Below are 15,012 nucleotides of genomic sequence, written 5' to 3'. Positions count from 1 at the left end.
GGCGGAACGCCTCCCGGGGGCGTAGAACGGGTGCGACCCGTCGATCACCCCCGGGAGGCCGGACCCGTGCCGCGCACCGACTTCACGATCAGCACCCCCGACGGCGACGCCGCCGCCACCCTGCACACCCCCGACGGGGACGGCCCGTGGCCGGGCGTGCTCCTCTACCCCGACGCCGGCGGTGTCCGGACGGCCATCCACGACATGGCCGCGCACCTGGCGTCGCTCGGCTACGCGGTGCTGCTGCCCGACGTCTACCACCGGCACGGCGACTGGGCCCCGTTCGACTTCGCCACCGTGTTCTCCGACCAGCCCGAGCGGGCCCGGCTGATGGGGATGGTGAGGTCGCTGACGCCCGAGTTCGTCGCCGTCGACGCCGAGGCGTGGGTGACCGCGCTGCTGGAGCGGCCCGAGGTCGGCGGCAGGGCGGTCGGCACCACCGGCTACTGCATGGGCGGGGTGATGAGCCTGCGCACCGCCGCGACGCAGCCGGAGCGGGTCGCGGCCGCGGCGTCGTTCCACGGGGGCGACCTCGCCACCGACGACCCGGCCAGCGTGCACCGGCTCGCCGACCGCATCCGGGCCGAGGTGTACGTGGCCGGCGCCACCGACGACGACTCCTTCCCCGACGAGCAGAAGCAGCGCCTCGGCGACGCGCTGTCCGCGGCCGGGGTGTCGGCGACCCTGGAGACCTACCCGGCGGCGCACGGTTTCGCGGTGCCGGACGCCCCCACCCACGACGACGACGCCGAGCAGCGGCACTGGGACGCCCTGCACCGGCTCTTCGGGGCGAACCTGTAGGGGTAGCGTCTGCGCTCGAGATGAGCGCGACCCTTCACGTGACGGGCCTGGCCGCCGGCCACGGCGACCGACCCCTGTTCTCCGGGCTGGACCTCGTCGTCGCGCCCGGCGACGTCATCGGGCTGGTCGGTGCCAACGGCGCCGGCAAGTCCACCCTGCTGACGGTGCTGGCCGGCTCGCGGCCCCCGGACGACGGGTCGCTGACCCTCGCCCCGCCCGACGCGACCGTCGGGCACCTCCCGCAGGAGCCCGACCGGCGTCCCGGGGAGACGGTCGCCGGGTTCCTGGCGCGCCGGACCGGCGTCGCCGACGCACAGGCGACGATGGACGCCGAGGCGGAGGGGCTGGCGTCGGGCACCCCCGGCGCCGACGACCGCTACGCCGCCGCGCTGGACCGCTGGCTGGCCCTCGGCGGCGCCGACCTCGACGAGCGCTCCGGCGAGGTGCTGCGCGAGGTCGGGCTCGCGGTCGGCCCGGACGCCCCGATGACCGGGCTGTCCGGCGGGCAGGCGGCGCGGGCGAACCTCGCGGCGCTGCTGCTGTCCCGCTACGACCTGCTGCTGCTCGACGAGCCCACCAACGACCTCGACCTCGACGGCCTGGAGCGGCTGGAACGGTTCGTGGGCGGCCTCGCCCGGCAGGGCACGCCGACGGTGCTGGTCAGCCACGACCGGGAGTTCCTGGCGCGCACGGTGAACCGGATCGTCGAGCTGGACCTGGTCCAGCAGCGGATCGACGTCTACGACGGCGGCTACGAGTCCTACCTCGCCGAGCGCGAGGTCGCCCGCCGGCACGCCCGCGAGGACTACGAGGAGTACGCCGACAAGCTGGGTGGCCTCAAGCAGCGCGCGGTCATGCAGCGCAACTGGATGGCCCAGGGCGTGCGCAACGCCCGGCGCAAGACCAAGGACCCGGACAAGAACGTCCGCGCGCAGCGCCAGGAGTCCAGCGAGAAGCAGGCCGCGAAGGCCCGGCAGACCGAGCGCGCGATCGAGCGGCTGGAGGTCGTGGAGGAGCCCCGCAAGGAGTGGGAGCTGCGGATGGAGATCGCCTCCGCACCCCGGTCCGGGTCGGTCGTCGCGCGGGCCGACGCCGCCGCCGTGCGGCGCGGGGACTTCGCGTTCGGCCCGGCCACGGTGCAGGTGGGCTGGGCGGACCGGGTCGTCGTCACCGGCGCGAACGGGGCGGGCAAGTCGACGCTGCTCGGGCTGCTGCTCGGCCGGATCACCCCGGACTCGGGCTCGGCGGGGCTCGGGTCGGGGGTGCTGGTCGGCGAGATCGACCAGGCCCGCGGCGCCTTCCTCGGGGACGCGACGCTGCTGCGCGCGTTCGGCGAGCAGGTGCCCGACTGGCCCGAGTCCGAGGTGCGGACGCTGCTCGCGAAGTTCTCCCTCGGCGCGGACCAGGTGCTGCGGACGGCGTCGTCGCTCTCGCCGGGCGAGCGGACCCGCGCCGCGCTGGCGCTGCTGCAGGCGCGCGGGGTGAACCTGCTGGTGCTCGACGAGCCGACCAACCACCTCGACCTGCCCGCCATCGAGCAGCTGGAGCAGGCGGTCGAGGACTTCGACGGGACCGTCCTGCTGGTGACCCACGACCGGCGGATGCTCGACACGGTGCGCGCCACCCGCCGCTGGGACGTCCGCGACGGGACCGTCACCGAGCTGTGAGACGGGCGTGGCCCCACCGGGCGTCCGGCGGGGCCACGCAGTGCGTCGGGTGGATCAGGCCTGGACGGTGTCCGGGGCCTCGGGCTGCTCGACGATCGCGAAGCGCAGCTCCTGCTCGCCCTGCTCGGTCGCCACGGGCTGGACGTCGAGGACCTTGTCGTCCAGGAGTTCCGCCGCGGCCGGCTCGAGGAAGACGGTGATGCCCTCCCCGCGCAGCACGGTGTCCTGCGCGTCGGCCTCCTGCGCGAGGGCCAGTTCGAGGCCCTGCGCCGGGTCGGTCGCGGAGATGCGCAGGCCGCCGTCGTCGGGCAGTTCCGCGTCGGTGCTCAGGGTCTTGATCGCCTCGGCGGCGTTCTCGGTGATCGCCAACATCGTCCCCACCGTACGGACGCACACGCACACGTCCACCGCGCCGGCCCGTCCGCGTCCCCTGTCGGGTGATCCGTGGCGCCGTGCCCTCCGCACATGCCGCACGGTGACTCCCGTCACCCTCACCGACGACGACGGCCCGGTGCCCCTCACGGAGAGGGGCGCCGGGCCGTGGCGCGCGGGGTGCGGATCAGCCGAAGTCGTCGGGGTCCGGGCCGATGCGCTCGCCGGTGTGGAGCTTCTCGACGGCGGCGATGTCGTCCTCGCTCAGGGCGAAGTCGAAGATCTCGGAGTTCTCCTTGATCCGCTCCGGGTTGTTCGACTTGGGGAACACGATGTTCCCGAGCTGGATGTGCCAGCGGAGCACGACCTGCGCGGCGGACTTGCCGACCCGCTCGGCGATCTCCTTCAGCTCGGGCGCGTCGAGCAGGCCCTTGCCCTGGCCGATCGGGCTCCACGCCTCCAGCGCGATGTCGTGCTGCTGGAGGTACTCGCGGAGCTCGCGCTGCACCAGGTGCGGGTGGAACTCGATCTGGTTGATCGCGGGGACCGTCGAGGTCTCCGCCGCGAGCCGGTCGAGGTGGCCGGGCTGGAAGTTCGAGACGCCGATCGACAGCGCCTTGCCCGCCTTCTGCGCGTCCTCGAGGCCCTGCCAGGTCTCGACGTAGCGGTTCTCCTTCGGACGCGGCCAGTGGATGAGGTACAGGTCCACGTGGTCGAGGCCGAGCTTGGTGAGGCTCTCGTCGAGCCTGCTCACCGCCGACTCCCGGCCGTGCCCGTCGTTGTTCAGCTTGGTGGTGATCCACAGTTCGTCGCGCGGGATGCCGGAGTCGGCGATGGCCTTGCCGACGCCCTCCTCGTTGCCGTACATCTGCGCGGTGTCGATGTGGCGGTAGCCGACGTCGAGGGCCGCCCTGACCTTCTCCGCGGTGTCACCGGGCTCGATCTGGAAGACGCCGAAGCCGAGCTGGGGGATCTCGCGGCCGTCGTTCAGCTTGATCGTGGGAACAGTCATGGCCCTCGGCTACCCGGGCCGTTGCGCGCTCATGCGACCCCGTGGGGTCGGTCTCCGGCGGGAATACCCCGCGGGCTCAGCCCCAGACCCGTGCGATCTCGGCGGCGACGTCCGCCGCCTGCGCCCGGCCGGCCCGCGCCGACGCGGGGCGCCGCGCCGGGTCGAGCATGTTGCGCCCGAACGCCCGGCGCGACCGCCGGTCCGGTTCGACGACCGCGACCCGGGCCAGCGCGCCGAGCGCCTCGGCCTGCACCCGCGGCGCCGCGGCACCGCCGAGCCCGCCGGACAGCGGCGCGAGGACGACGACACGGCCGTAGCCGGCGGCGAGGTCGGCGTTGGCCATCGAGCGGACCCCGCCGTCGATCCACCGGGTGCCCGCGGCCGTGACCGGCGGCCACACACCGGGCACCGCGCAGCTGGCGGCGACCGCGGTGGCGAGCTCGACGCCGTCGTCGCGGCCGAAGACCCGGAACCCGCCGGTGTGCGCGTCGACGGCGGTGACCCGAAGGTCGCGGTCGGCGGGCCAGTCCGCGCCGTCGAGCCGCGAGCGGATCACCGCGATCCGCTCGGCCTCGTCGACCGTGTCGGTGTCGAGGGCGAGGCGGCCGATCCGGGCCCGGACCCGGGTCGCGTCGCGCGGTCCGGAGAGCGCGGCGACGCCGTAGCGGACCGCGAGCCGCAGCCCGAGGGTCGCGGCGATCTCCCCGGACGGCGGGGTGAGCTGGGTCGCGGCGAGGGCGGCCGGGTCACGCCCGACGGCCAGGTTGGTGCCCACCACCGACCCCGCCGAGGTCCCGACGACGAGGTCGGCGTCGCGCAGGTCGACGCCGTCGGCGAGGAGCCCGGCCAGCAGTCCGTACATCCAGGCGATGCCGGTCAGCCCGCCGCCGCCCAGCACCAGCGCCCGTCGGTCGTCGGCCATGGGTCCTCCTCGTCGGCGCCCTGCATGATCACCACGGGCGAGGGGTCCGGTGCCGGATCCGGCACCGGAACCCTCGCCGCCGGCGATCACCCTCGCAGGGCGCGGTAGGCGATCTGGGCCAGGTGCACCGGTTCCCGTTCCCCGGCCTGGCGAACCTGGGTGCGGCAGGAGTACCCGTCGGCGAGCAGGTCCACGGACTCGTCGGCGGCGCGCAGCGCGGGCAGCAGGGCCCGCTCGGCGCACGCCATCGACACGTCGTAGTGGCCGTCCTCGAACCCGAAGTTGCCGGCCAGGCCGCAGCAGCCGGAGTCGAGCACGGTGGCGTCGACGCCGAGCGCGGCGAGCACCGCGCGGTCGGGCTCGGAGCCCAGTTCGGCGTGCTGGTGGCAGTGGATCTGCACCAGCGCGGCGCCGTTCCCGGTCCCCGCGACGGCCGACAGCTCGTCGGCGTGCCGGGCCAGCAGCTCGGCGAAGGTCGACACCTGCCGCGCCAGCAGCGGCACCCGCGGGTCGTCGGGCAGCAGCTCCGCGGCGTCGCTGCGCAGCGCGGCGGTGCAGGACGGCTCCAGCCCGACGACCGGGATGCCGGCGTCGAGCGCCGGGCCGATCGCGCGCAGGCTGCGCGCCAGCACCCGGCGGGCCGCGGTGACCTGGCCGGTGGAGGTCCAGGTCAGGCCGCAGCACACGTTCTTCGGGGGCAGCTCGACCCGGTACCCGAGTCCGGTGAGGACCGCCACGGCGTCGGCGGCGATCTCCGGGTCGAAGTGGTCGGTGAAGGTGTCGGTCCACAGCAGCAGCGGGCCGCGGCTGCCGGGTGCGACGCCGAGGTCCGGCACCGTCGACATCGGCAGCCCGCGGGCGGCACGGGCGGTGTAGGTCTCCCGGGCGATCGGCGGGATGGCGCGACGGGCGTCGATACCGCCCGCCTTCTTCGCGACCTTCGCCAGCAGCGGCACCTGCGCGAGCCGGTTCAGCCCGTCGACGGCGGCGGCCGGCAGCACCCCGACCGCGCGCAGCCAGCGCGGGAGCGCGCCCATCGAGTAGTGCGCGCGCGGGCGCAGCTTCCGGTGGTAGCGGTTCGCGAGGAACTCGGTCTTGTACGAGGCCATGTCCACCCCGACCGGGCAGTCGGACTTGCAGCCCTTGCAGGACAGGCACAGGTCGAGGGACTCGGCGACCTCGTCGGACTGCCAGCCGTCGGTGATGATCTCGCCGTTCGCCATCTCGAACAGCAGCCGGGCGCGTCCGCGGGTGGAGTGCTTCTCCTCCTTGGTCACGTTCCAGCTGGGGCACATGACGCCCGATCCGGTGTCGACGGCGCACTTGCCGACGCCCAGGCAGCGGCGGGTGGCCCGGTGGAAGGAGCCGCGGTCGTGGCCGAAGGCCAGCTTCGGCTCGTCGGGCATGGTCGGCATGCCGAGCTGGACGCGCAGGTTCTCGTCCATCGTCGCCGGGCGCACGACGCGGCCCGGGTTCATCCGGTCGTCCGGGTCCCAGATCCCCTTGAAGTCCTCGAACGCGGAGATGATCTGCGGCGGGTACATCCGCGGGAGCAGCTCGGCGCGGGCCTGGCCGTCGCCGTGCTCACCGGACAGCGACCCGCCGTGCGCGACGACGAGGTCCGCGGCCGCGGTCATGAAGTCCCGGAAGTTCTGCACGCCGGGCTTGGTGAGCAGGTCGAAGTCGATCCGGACGTGCAGGCAGCCGTCGCCGAAGTGGCCGTAGTAGATGCCCTTGCGGCCGTGGTCCTCCAGGACCTTGTCGAACTCGCGCAGGTAGGCGCCGAAGCGCTCGGGCGGGACGGCGGCGTCCTCCCAGCCGGGCCAGGCCTCGCCGCCCTCGGGCGAGCGGGTCAGCAGGCCCGCGCCCTCCTCGCGGATCTTCCACAGCGCGGCCATCCGGGCCGGCTCGCCGACGACGACCGCACCGGTCGTGTAGGCCTTCATGGCGTCGGCGACGGCCTGCGCGGCCGCCTCGGCCTCGGCGCGGGTGGCCCCGCCGGTCTCGACGTAGAGCCAGCCCTTGCCCTCGGGGAGCATCCGGCTCGTCGTCTCGTTCGGGCGCAGGGCGCGCAGCGAGGCGATCAGCCCGGCGTCCATGCCCTCGATCGTCAGCGGCGAGTGCTCGCGGACGATCATCACGTTGTCCGCGGCGTGGTAGGCGTCGGGGAAGCCGAGCACGGCCAGCGCCCGTGCGGGCGGGGACTCGACGAGGTCGACGGTCGCGGACAGGATCGTCGCGCAGGTGCCCTCGGTGCCGACCAGCGCCTTCGCCAGGTTCACGTTGCCCGGGACGAGCTGGTCGAGGTTGTAGCCCGACACCCGCCGGGTCAGCTCGGGCACGTGCTTCTCGACGTCGTCGGCGACCCGCGCGCCCAGCGCACGCAGCGCGTCCGGGATCGCGCCGGTCTCGGTGCCGTCGCCGCCCAGCACGAGCCGCTCGCCGCGGTAGGTGAGGACCTCCAGCGATGCGACGTTGTCGACGGTCTTGCCCCAGGCCACCGAGTGCGAGCCGCAGGCGTTGTTGCCGATCATCCCGCCGATCGAGCAGCGGTTGTGCGTCGACGGGTCCGGGCCGAACGTCAGGCTGTGCGGCTTGCCGGCGTCGCGCACGGCGTCGCAGACGGCGCCGGGCTGCACGGTCGCGGTCCGGGCGTCGGGGTCCACGGACAGGATCGCGTCCATGTGCGTGCGGAAGTCCATCGCGACCGCGGTGTTGACGGCCTGGCCCGCGATGGAGGTGCGCGACCCGACCGGCAGCACCGGCACGTCGTGGGCGCGGCACACGGCGACGGCGGCCTCGACGTCGGCGGCGTCGCGCGGGCAGATCACGCCGATCGGGACGCCCCGGTAGTTCGAGGCGTCCGCCGACCACATCGCGCGGCTGCCCGCGTCGAACCGGACCTCACCGCCGATGGCGGCACGCAGATCGTTCTCCAGGGCGCGGTACGCGGTGGTCGAACGCGATCCGCCTTCGCTCCTCGCGGTGGTGGGACGCGCGGCGCTGTCGGTGGTCACGGGGCTCCTCTCGGCGCAGACTCCGGCACCTGCGACGGCCCGGGGCTGGGAGATGACGCTACCCCGCGGTCCCCGGGCCCCTCCCGTCGACGGGAACGCGGTTGCGGTGATCCGGATCGCCTCGGCACGCTGCGTGGATGCCCCGTGACGAGCTCGCCGACACCGTGGCGCGCACCTGGGGCGCGGCCGGGGCCGGCCGGCCGCGTGGGACGCCGGCGGCGACACCGGGTGGCCCGGCCCGGGCCCCGCACCGGCCGTGGCCCGGCGGCTGGCGCCGCTCGTCGCGGAGTGACTCCTTAGGGTTCGGCCATGACCGTCTCCGAGACCTTCGACCCGGACGCCTGGACGCCGGTCGACGGGTTCGACTTCCGCGACATCACCTACCACCGCGCCCGCGCCACCGGGGCCGTGCGGATCGCGTTCGACCGTCCCGAGGTCCTCAACGCGTTCCGGCCGGGCACCGTCGACGAGCTCTACCGCGCCCTGGAGCACGCCCGGACCAGCGCCGACGTGGGCGCGGTGCTGCTGACCGGGAACGGCCCCTCCCCGAAGGACGGCAAGCGCGCCTTCTGCTCCGGCGGCGACCAGCGCATCCGTGGCCGCACCGGCTACCAGTACGCCTCCGGGGACACCGCGGAGACCGTCGAGCAGGGCCGGGCCGGGCGACTGCACATCCTGGAGTGCCAGCGGCTGATCCGGTTCATGCCGAAGGTCGTCATCGCCGTGGTGAACGGCTGGGCCGCCGGTGGCGGGCACTCGCTGCACGCCGTCGCCGACCTCACGATCGCCTCCCGCGAGCACGCCCGCTTCAAGCAGACCGACGCCGACGTCGGCTCGTTCGACGGCGGCTACGGCTCGGCCTACCTGGCCCGCCAGGTGGGCCAGAAGTTCGCCCGGGAGATCTTCTTCCTCGGCCGGACCTACAGGGCCGAGCAGATGCACCACATGGGCGCGGTCAACGCCGTGGTCGACCACGCGGACCTGGAGGCCGAGGCCCTGCAGTGGGCGACGGAGATCAACGGCAAGTCACCGCAGGCCCAGCGGATGCTGAAGTACGCCTTCAACCTCGCCGACGACGGCCTGGTCGGCCAGCAGCTCTTCGCCGGTGAGGCGACCCGGCTGGCCTACATGACCGACGAGGCGGTGGAGGGCCGGGACTCGTTCCTGGAGAAGCGGGACCCGGACTGGTCGCCGTTCCCCTGGCACTACTAGGTCGTCACTCCGCGGCGGGGCGCGGCCGGGGCACGGGGACCGGCCGCGCCGCGACGACGGCCCGCGGGCCGCTCTGCTGCGGGACGGCGACCGCCGGGCGCTGCGGCGCCGGGGCCGGGGCCGGGCTCACCCGGCCGGACGGCACGTCGAAGGCCAGGGCCGCGAGCTCGCCGGCGACCGCACGGTGCCCGGAGCCGGCGGGCCGGCGGCAGCGCAACGAGCGCGGGCTGCCGGTCGGGGACGCGTCGGCGGTGGCGGTGTACGGCATGGTGAGCTCCTTCGAACCCGTGACCGGCGGGCGGGTGCGCCGCCGCTCTCATCCCCTGAGTCGGGTGGAAGGCCCCCCGCGTTGCACCTGCCCTACACCGTTCCCCGAATCTGATGAAAGACGCCGTTCGGACGCCGCTCCCGGTTGCGTGCGTCACGACAGACAGGGTTGACAGCATGACTGTGCGTGCACTTCCGGTGGACGGCTCCGCGGAGTCGGTGACCCGGCTGGCGGCCGCGCTGCGGGCCGCCGTGGACGGCACGGGTCCCGCGGTGCTGCCCGTCCGGGCCGAGCCGGGCCCGGGCCCGGGTGCCGCGGCGCCGGGCGACGCCGGGCCGGACACCGCCGGACCGGACACCGCCGGACCGGTCACCGCCGGACCGGGTGCGCTGCCCGGGCCGGTGGCACGGGCCGCCGCGGCCGGGGAGCTGCCCGACGGGCTCGCCGCCGTCGTCGCCACCTCGGGGTCGACCGGGGAGCCCAAGTACGTCGCGCTCACCGCGGACGCGCTGCGGGCGTCGGCCGCGGCGACGCACGCCCGCCTCGGCGGCCCGGGGTCGTGGCTGCTCACGCTGCCCGCCGAGCACGTCGCCGGGGGCCAGGTGGTGCTGCGCGCCCTGCTCGCGGACACGGCCTGCGTGGTCCAGGACGTCCGCGACGGCTTCCGGCCCGACGGTCTGGCCCGCGCCACCGGGCGGATGGCGCACGGCACCCGTCGCTACACCAGCCTCGTCCCGACCCAGCTGGCGCGGATCCTGGACCACGGCGGTGCCCCGCTGTACGCCCTGGCCGGGTACGACGCCGTGCTCGTCGGCGGGGCCGCACTGGACCCGCGGCTGCGCGGGCGCGCGCTCGCCGAGGGGATCCGGGTGGTCACCACCTACGGGATGAGCGAGACCTGCGGCGGCTGCGTCTACGACGGTGTCCCGCTCGACGGCGTCGAGGTCACCCTCGACCCGGCCGACGGACGGGTGGTGCTCGGCGGGCCGGTCGTCGCCGGCGGGTACCTGGGGGCGCCGGAGGCGACCGCGGAGGCCTTCGTGTCCGACGGGGGTGTCCGCCGGTTCCGGACCGGGGACCTCGGCGCGCTCGCACCGGACGGGACGCTGACCGTCCTGGGCCGGGTCGACGACGTCGTCAACACCGGGGGCGAGAAGGTCGCACCGGCCGCGGTGGAGCGGGCGCTCCTGGCGGTCGACGGCGTCCGCGCGGCGTGCGTCGTCGGCCTCCCCGACGACGAGTGGGGCCAGATCGTGGCCGCGCTCGTGGTGTCCTCCGGGGCCGCACCGGACGATCACGCTCTGTGTGCCGCGGTCCGCGCGGCGTGCGGCCGGGCCGCCGTGCCGCGGCTGCTGCTGCGGGCCGACACCGTGCCCGAGCGCGGGATCGGCAAGCCCGACCGCACCGCCGTCGCGGAGATCCTGGCGGGGGCACGCCGCACCTGACCGCTCACCCAGCGGAGTTGTCGGTCACGGTGGGCAGTCGGATCACGGCGTTGCGTCACGGTCTCCACCACCCGATCCGTGTACACACCTTGGAGTTGGTTCACGCAGCGTGCGTTGCGCGCACCCCTGAGATCGAGTGTGCTTCGACCACTGGCGACACAGAGCCCTCATCCATCACAGGGCTCCCCGTCGTCACACGAGTCACAGCGATCAGCGGGGGTTGTCCATGCGCAGCATCACGCGGGCCGGGCTGCGGGCCATCGGTCTGCTCGCCGCGACCGGCGCGCTCTGTGCCGCCGCCACGGTCCCGGCGATGGCCGACGAGCCGGGCACGACGTGGCAGCCGGAGCTGAGCGAGGGCACCGGCAACGGTGTCGTCGTCTCGCCCGACGGGGCCCGGTTCGACCGGTCGACGGCCTTCGGGGCCCCGGCCGACGAGGGGGACACGGAGTCCTCCGCGGACCCGGCCGAGGTGGTCCCGACCGGGCTGCTGACCCTCGCGCCGCGCACCCTGGACACCCCGACCCGGGAGGTCGACTCCCGGCTCGTCGCCGACACCCCGCCCGGCTCGACGGCGTCGGTCGACGTCCGCGGGAAGCGGGCGGGCGGCGGCTGGACCGAGTGGATCCCCGCCCAGGACTCCCGCACCGAGCTGCCGGAGGCCGTCACCGAGGTGCAGGGACGCCTGGTCCTCACCGCCACCGGCGCGGCCGACCCGACCGTCCGGGAGCTCACCCTCACCGCGACGCCCGGCTCCGGCGCCGAGAGCGAGCCGGTCACCGAGGCCGCTCCGCGCAGCTACTCGGTGTTCGCCACCCGCGAGGGGCTCGTCGGCGGCACCACCGCGAACGGCCACAAGATCGTCAACCGGGACCGCTTCGTCGCGCTGCCCTCACGCCGGGCGCTCTCGGCCAACGGCAAGACCGACTACTCGGTCAAGGTCTGCGCCCCCAACGGACGCTGCGCGATCGCCCCGGTCTGGGACATCGGCCCGTGGAACACCAAGGACGACTACTGGAACCCGTCGAGCCAGCGGGAGATGTGGAAGGACCTGCCCCAGGGCGTGCCGCAGGCCGCGGCCGCGCGCAACGGGCACAACGGCGGCAAGGACCAGTTCGGGCGCCGGGTCGCCAACCCGGCGGGCATCGACCTGGGCGACGGCATCTTCTGGGACGTCCTCGGCCTGAAGGACAACTCGCAGGTCCGGGTCGACTACCTGTGGACCGGGTCGCAGCGGCTGTCCGCGATCCGCACCGAGGGCACCCCGGACATCCAGATCCTCGCCCGGCCCGAGGCGGGCGCGGAGTCGGTCGGGATCGCCGTCGACGCCACCGAGGTGCCGGTGCAGTGCACCTCCGGCGCGTTCGTCCGGATCGGCGACGGCCAGTACCTCCCGGCGACGGCGTTCACCGGGCTGCCGGGCGACGTCCCGGCCTGCGACGCGGCGGCACCGTCCGAACCCTCACCCGCTGCACCCACCGCGCCCGACGCCTCCGCCGCTCCGTCGGCCCCCGGCACTCCCGCGGCTCCCCCGGCGCCCGACACCTCCGCGGCTCCCGCGGTGCCCGACGCCTCCGCCGCGGCCGGCGGCTCGCCGGCCCAGGTCCCGGCCGTCCCCACCGCACCGTCCGGTGCCACCCCGTCCTCCCCGGCGCCGTCCGCGCCGTCCGCGCCGTCCGCGCCGTCCGCGCCGTCCGCGCCGTCCGCAGCGACGGGGCCGGGAGCCGGAGCACCGGCCGCCGGCGGGGCCACGGCGGGCACCCCCTCACCCGGGCCCACCACCGCGACCACACCCGCGACCGGTGTCCCCACCGGCGACAACCAGGCCGCCCGCGTGACCCCCGGCTCGGCCCAGCGGGCGCCCTCCGGCACCTCCTGACCGTCCTGCCCGGCAACCACACCCCTGCGCCGGTCCGCACACCCGTTGCCGCGGGTGTGGCGACCGGCGCAGGGGTGTGGCCGTGCCGTGGGACGGCTCCGTCGGACGGCGGCGCGGCGGGATAGGTTGCCGGGGTGGCCACCACGGCAGAGTGGGTCGAGGGTGCGCGGCCGCGCACCCTCCCCACCGCGATCTCCCCCGTCCTCGTCGGGACCGGCGCCGCGCTCGGCGTGGGCGCCCTCGCCCCCGGTTCCGCGCTGCTCGCCCTCCTGGTGGCGGTCGCGCTGGTGATCGGGGTGAACTTCGCCAACGACTACTCCGACGGCATCCGCGGCACCGACGACGACCGTGTCGGCCCCCAGCGTCTGGTCGGCTCCCGGGCCGCCGAACCGGCCACGGTGAAGGCCGCGGCGTTCGCCTGCTTCGGGGTCGCCGCCGTCGCCGGGCTGGTGCTCACGGCGGTCTCCGGCCAGTGGTGGCTGCTGCTCGTCGGGGCGCTGTGCATCGTCGGCGCCTGGTACTACACCGGCGGCTCGCGGCCCTACGGCTACGCCGGGCTCGGCGAGGTCGCGGTGTTCGTGTTCTTCGGCCCGGTCGCGGTGCTGGGCACCATGCTGACCCAGGCCGGCCGCGTCGACGCCGCCGCCGTCGGGGCCGCGGCCGCTGTCGGGCTGCTGACGTGCGCGGTGCTGGTCGCGAACAACCTGCGGGACATCCCGGGCGACCGGGTCGTCGGCAAGCGGACCCTCGCGGTGCGGCTCGGGGACCACGGCACCCGGATGCTCTACCTCGCGCTGGTGCTGGTGCCGTTCGTCGTCGCGGTCGGCGCCGCGTTCGACCGGCCGGGGCTGCTGGTGGCGCTGCTCGCGCTGCCCGCCGCGGTGCGGCCGGTGCGGATCGTGCTCGGCGGGGCACAGGGCCCCGCGCTCATCCCGGTCCTCAAGGACACCGGCCTGCTGCTGCTGGCGTGGGGCCTCGCGGCGGCGGTCGGGCTCGCGTTCGGCTGAGCGCTCCCGGCACCGCGCACCTCCGGCCGACGTCGGACCGGGCCCGGACCGTCAGCGGGTCGGGCCGTCGCCCTCCGACGGGGCCGGGTCGGACCCGGCCGGCACCTCGGCCCCGTCCGCACCGGCCGCGGCAGGCGGGGACGCGACGGTCGACGACGCGGACGGCGCGACGGGGGCCTCCGGGGACGCGGGCGCGACGGGCGTGTCCGGGGACGGCGGCGGGCCGACGTCGCCGCGCAGCTGGGCCCGCAGCGACGCCCGCTCGGAGGACCGGCGGGCCGTCGACGCGGCGATCGCCCGGTCCAGCCGCTCCCGCAGCCCGCGGAACAGCACCATCGACAGCGGCAGTGCGACGACGAGCGCCACGAGCAGCGCGACGAGCCACGGCACGCCGATCAGCGCGAGGACGACCGTCATCACGGCGAGCAGACCGAGCCGCGCGAGCGTGTAGAGCGCCACCGTGGTGGCCAGCCCGGGCTCACCTGCGCGCTCCCGCGCCGCGGCCTGCGGCGGGGTCGGAGACGTCATGGTCTCCAGGGTACGGGCCGGACCGGCCGGACCGCGGCTGCCCGGTTCCACCCGGCCTCGCCCCGGACGTCCGGATCGCGGGCAGCCGCCCGGGCGGCAGCCCCTCCCCGGGCGTCCCCGCCTGTCCGGTTCGAGTCGTTCACCGGCTTTGCCCTTTAAGAACCCTTTACTCACACAACACCGTTCGAGTACCCGGGGTCTGAGGTGTCACGATGGCCCGGAAACCGAGAGCGGTACCCGGCCGGATGCCTCCGGCGAGCACCGTGACACATACTCCACGTGCACTTCGGGAGGATCCCCATGGCAGCTCCGACTCAGGCACCCGAGCGTCTCCTCACCCCGGGTGAGGTGGCCACGCTGTTCCGCGTCGACCCCAAGACCGTGACCCGCTGGGCCTCGGCGGGCCGGATCGGCTCGATCCGTACGCCGGGCGGCCACCGCCGGTTCCGCGAGTCCGAGGTCCGTGGCCTGCTCGCCGACCTGACCAGCGAGGCCAACACCGGTCTCCGCTGACCCGGAGCGCACACATGGGGTGAGGGTCTCGACTTCACCCGTACGTCAGGCCACCTTCGCTACGCTGGACAGCGGAGGTGGCCTGATGTTGTTCTTCCTGATCCTTCTCGTCGGCGCGGCCGTGGTCGCGGTGCTGCTCGTGCGGACCCTGCGGTCCGAACAGGTGGTCTCCGACCGCATCCCACGCGCGGAGTTCCCCTGGTCGTCGGGCCAGCGGGCCGAGAAGCCGCGCGCGACCGGCCCCGACGACGACCCCGACTTCCTGCGCGAGCTCGACGAGAAGGTGCGCAACCAGGAGGACCCGCCCGAGCGCCCCTGAGCGGGTCGCGCCGGCCGGCACCTCCCCCAACACGCCTTTACCGAAGGGCG

At 75.2% G+C, this 15,012-nt stretch carries 14 protein-coding genes; 8 read left to right on the top strand and 6 right to left on the bottom strand.

Annotated elements, in window-relative coordinates:
- The first annotated feature begins 66 nt into the window (after positions 1-66).
- Entirely contained in the window at positions 67-801 is a 735-nt protein-coding gene (locus tag KPF22_RS05240) for a dienelactone hydrolase family protein (RefSeq protein ID WP_224401385.1), read from the top strand.
- Between the two features lie 20 nt (positions 802-821).
- On the top strand, positions 822-2,468 hold the full coding sequence (locus KPF22_RS05235; protein ID WP_208818955.1) for an ABC-F family ATP-binding cassette domain-containing protein: 1,647 nt from the start codon (positions 822-824) through the stop codon (positions 2,466-2,468).
- 54 nt (positions 2,469-2,522) lie between these two features.
- Here the strand turns inward: KPF22_RS05235 and KPF22_RS05230 are convergent, their stop codons facing one another.
- The 4 genes from KPF22_RS05230 to KPF22_RS05215 form a co-directional block, all read right to left on the bottom strand.
- Positions 2,523-2,840, bottom strand: a complete 318-nt coding sequence (locus tag KPF22_RS05230) for an adhesin (protein ID WP_073576881.1) — start codon at positions 2,838-2,840, stop codon at positions 2,523-2,525.
- 187 nt (positions 2,841-3,027) lie between these two features.
- Positions 3,028-3,852, bottom strand: a complete 825-nt coding sequence (locus KPF22_RS05225; RefSeq protein ID WP_208818954.1) for an aldo/keto reductase — start codon at positions 3,850-3,852, stop codon at positions 3,028-3,030.
- A gap of 76 nt (positions 3,853-3,928) precedes the next feature.
- Complete coding sequence (locus KPF22_RS05220; protein WP_208818953.1) at positions 3,929-4,774, bottom strand: patatin-like phospholipase family protein; 846 nt, start codon at positions 4,772-4,774, stop codon at positions 3,929-3,931.
- A gap of 86 nt (positions 4,775-4,860) precedes the next feature.
- Positions 4,861-7,713 (bottom strand): FAD-binding and (Fe-S)-binding domain-containing protein, encoded by a 2,853-nt coding sequence (locus KPF22_RS05215; protein WP_224402381.1) that lies wholly within the window; start codon positions 7,711-7,713, stop codon positions 4,861-4,863.
- Positions 7,714-8,100: 387 nt separating this feature from the next.
- Here KPF22_RS05215 and KPF22_RS05210 point away from each other — a divergent pair, with 387 nt between their 5' ends.
- Entirely contained in the window at positions 8,101-9,003 is a 903-nt protein-coding gene (locus KPF22_RS05210; protein ID WP_224401384.1) for a 1,4-dihydroxy-2-naphthoyl-CoA synthase, read from the top strand.
- Between the two features lie 4 nt (positions 9,004-9,007).
- On the opposite strand, the gene KPF22_RS05205 is transcribed toward KPF22_RS05210, so the two are convergent.
- Positions 9,008-9,271, bottom strand: coding sequence for a hypothetical protein (locus KPF22_RS05205; RefSeq protein WP_224401383.1), 264 nt, complete (start codon positions 9,269-9,271; stop codon positions 9,008-9,010).
- A gap of 176 nt (positions 9,272-9,447) precedes the next feature.
- Between KPF22_RS05205 and menE the strand changes: the two genes are divergently transcribed.
- From menE to KPF22_RS05190, 3 genes are all read left to right on the top strand, one after another.
- On the top strand, positions 9,448-10,716 hold the full coding sequence (gene menE, locus KPF22_RS05200; RefSeq protein ID WP_224401382.1) for an o-succinylbenzoate--CoA ligase: 1,269 nt from the start codon (positions 9,448-9,450) through the stop codon (positions 10,714-10,716).
- A 226-nt stretch (positions 10,717-10,942) separates the two neighbouring features.
- Positions 10,943-12,595 carry a hypothetical protein gene (locus KPF22_RS05195; protein WP_224401381.1) on the top strand — a complete coding sequence of 551 codons (1,653 nt, stop codon included), beginning with the start codon at positions 10,943-10,945 and terminating at the stop codon, positions 12,593-12,595.
- A gap of 134 nt (positions 12,596-12,729) precedes the next feature.
- Positions 12,730-13,602 carry a 1,4-dihydroxy-2-naphthoate polyprenyltransferase gene (locus tag KPF22_RS05190; RefSeq protein ID WP_224401380.1) on the top strand — a complete coding sequence of 291 codons (873 nt, stop codon included), beginning with the start codon at positions 12,730-12,732 and terminating at the stop codon, positions 13,600-13,602.
- Positions 13,603-13,653: 51 nt separating this feature from the next.
- On the opposite strand, the gene KPF22_RS05185 is transcribed toward KPF22_RS05190, so the two are convergent.
- On the bottom strand, positions 13,654-14,130 hold the full coding sequence (locus KPF22_RS05185) for a DUF4229 domain-containing protein (RefSeq protein WP_224401379.1): 477 nt from the start codon (positions 14,128-14,130) through the stop codon (positions 13,654-13,656).
- A gap of 300 nt (positions 14,131-14,430) precedes the next feature.
- On the opposite strand from KPF22_RS05185, the gene KPF22_RS05180 reads away from it, so the two are divergent.
- Both KPF22_RS05180 and KPF22_RS05175 read left to right on the top strand, forming a co-directional pair.
- Positions 14,431-14,643, top strand: coding sequence for a BldC family transcriptional regulator (locus KPF22_RS05180; RefSeq protein ID WP_073576557.1), 213 nt, complete (start codon positions 14,431-14,433; stop codon positions 14,641-14,643).
- Between the two features lie 85 nt (positions 14,644-14,728).
- Positions 14,729-14,962 carry a hypothetical protein gene (locus KPF22_RS05175; protein ID WP_062398018.1) on the top strand — a complete coding sequence of 78 codons (234 nt, stop codon included), beginning with the start codon at positions 14,729-14,731 and terminating at the stop codon, positions 14,960-14,962.
- The last annotated feature ends 50 nt before the right edge of the window (positions 14,963-15,012 follow it).

The organism is Pseudonocardia sp. ICBG1034, assembly GCF_020131375.1.
In the GTDB taxonomy this organism is placed as follows: Bacteria; Actinomycetota; Actinomycetes; order Mycobacteriales; family Pseudonocardiaceae; genus Pseudonocardia; species Pseudonocardia alni.
Note: the sequence above shows the minus strand (reverse complement) of the source record. Positions and strands in the feature narration are given on the sequence as shown.

Bases quoted from the DNA above. Each gene is read 5' to 3' on its own strand.
- KPF22_RS05235 (WP_208818955.1), top strand. From the start codon at position 822: ATGAGCGCGACCCTTCACGTGACGGGCCTGGCCGCCGGCCACGGCGAC.
- KPF22_RS05230 (WP_073576881.1), bottom strand. From the start codon at position 2,840: ATGTTGGCGATCACCGAGAACGCCGCCGAGGCGATCAAGACCCTGAGC.
- KPF22_RS05225 (WP_208818954.1), bottom strand. From the start codon at position 3,852: ATGACTGTTCCCACGATCAAGCTGAACGACGGCCGCGAGATCCCCCAG.
- KPF22_RS05220 (WP_208818953.1), bottom strand. From the start codon at position 4,774: ATGGCCGACGACCGACGGGCGCTGGTGCTGGGCGGCGGCGGGCTGACC.
- KPF22_RS05210 (WP_224401384.1), top strand. From the start codon at position 8,101: ATGACCGTCTCCGAGACCTTCGACCCGGACGCCTGGACGCCGGTCGAC.
- KPF22_RS05205 (WP_224401383.1), bottom strand. From the start codon at position 9,271: ATGCCGTACACCGCCACCGCCGACGCGTCCCCGACCGGCAGCCCGCGC.
- menE (WP_224401382.1), top strand. From the start codon at position 9,448: ATGACTGTGCGTGCACTTCCGGTGGACGGCTCCGCGGAGTCGGTGACC.
- KPF22_RS05195 (WP_224401381.1), top strand. From the start codon at position 10,943: ATGCGCAGCATCACGCGGGCCGGGCTGCGGGCCATCGGTCTGCTCGCC.
- KPF22_RS05185 (WP_224401379.1), bottom strand. From the start codon at position 14,130: ATGACGTCTCCGACCCCGCCGCAGGCCGCGGCGCGGGAGCGCGCAGGT.
- KPF22_RS05180 (WP_073576557.1), top strand. From the start codon at position 14,431: ATGGCAGCTCCGACTCAGGCACCCGAGCGTCTCCTCACCCCGGGTGAG.
- KPF22_RS05175 (WP_062398018.1), top strand. From the start codon at position 14,729: ATGTTGTTCTTCCTGATCCTTCTCGTCGGCGCGGCCGTGGTCGCGGTG.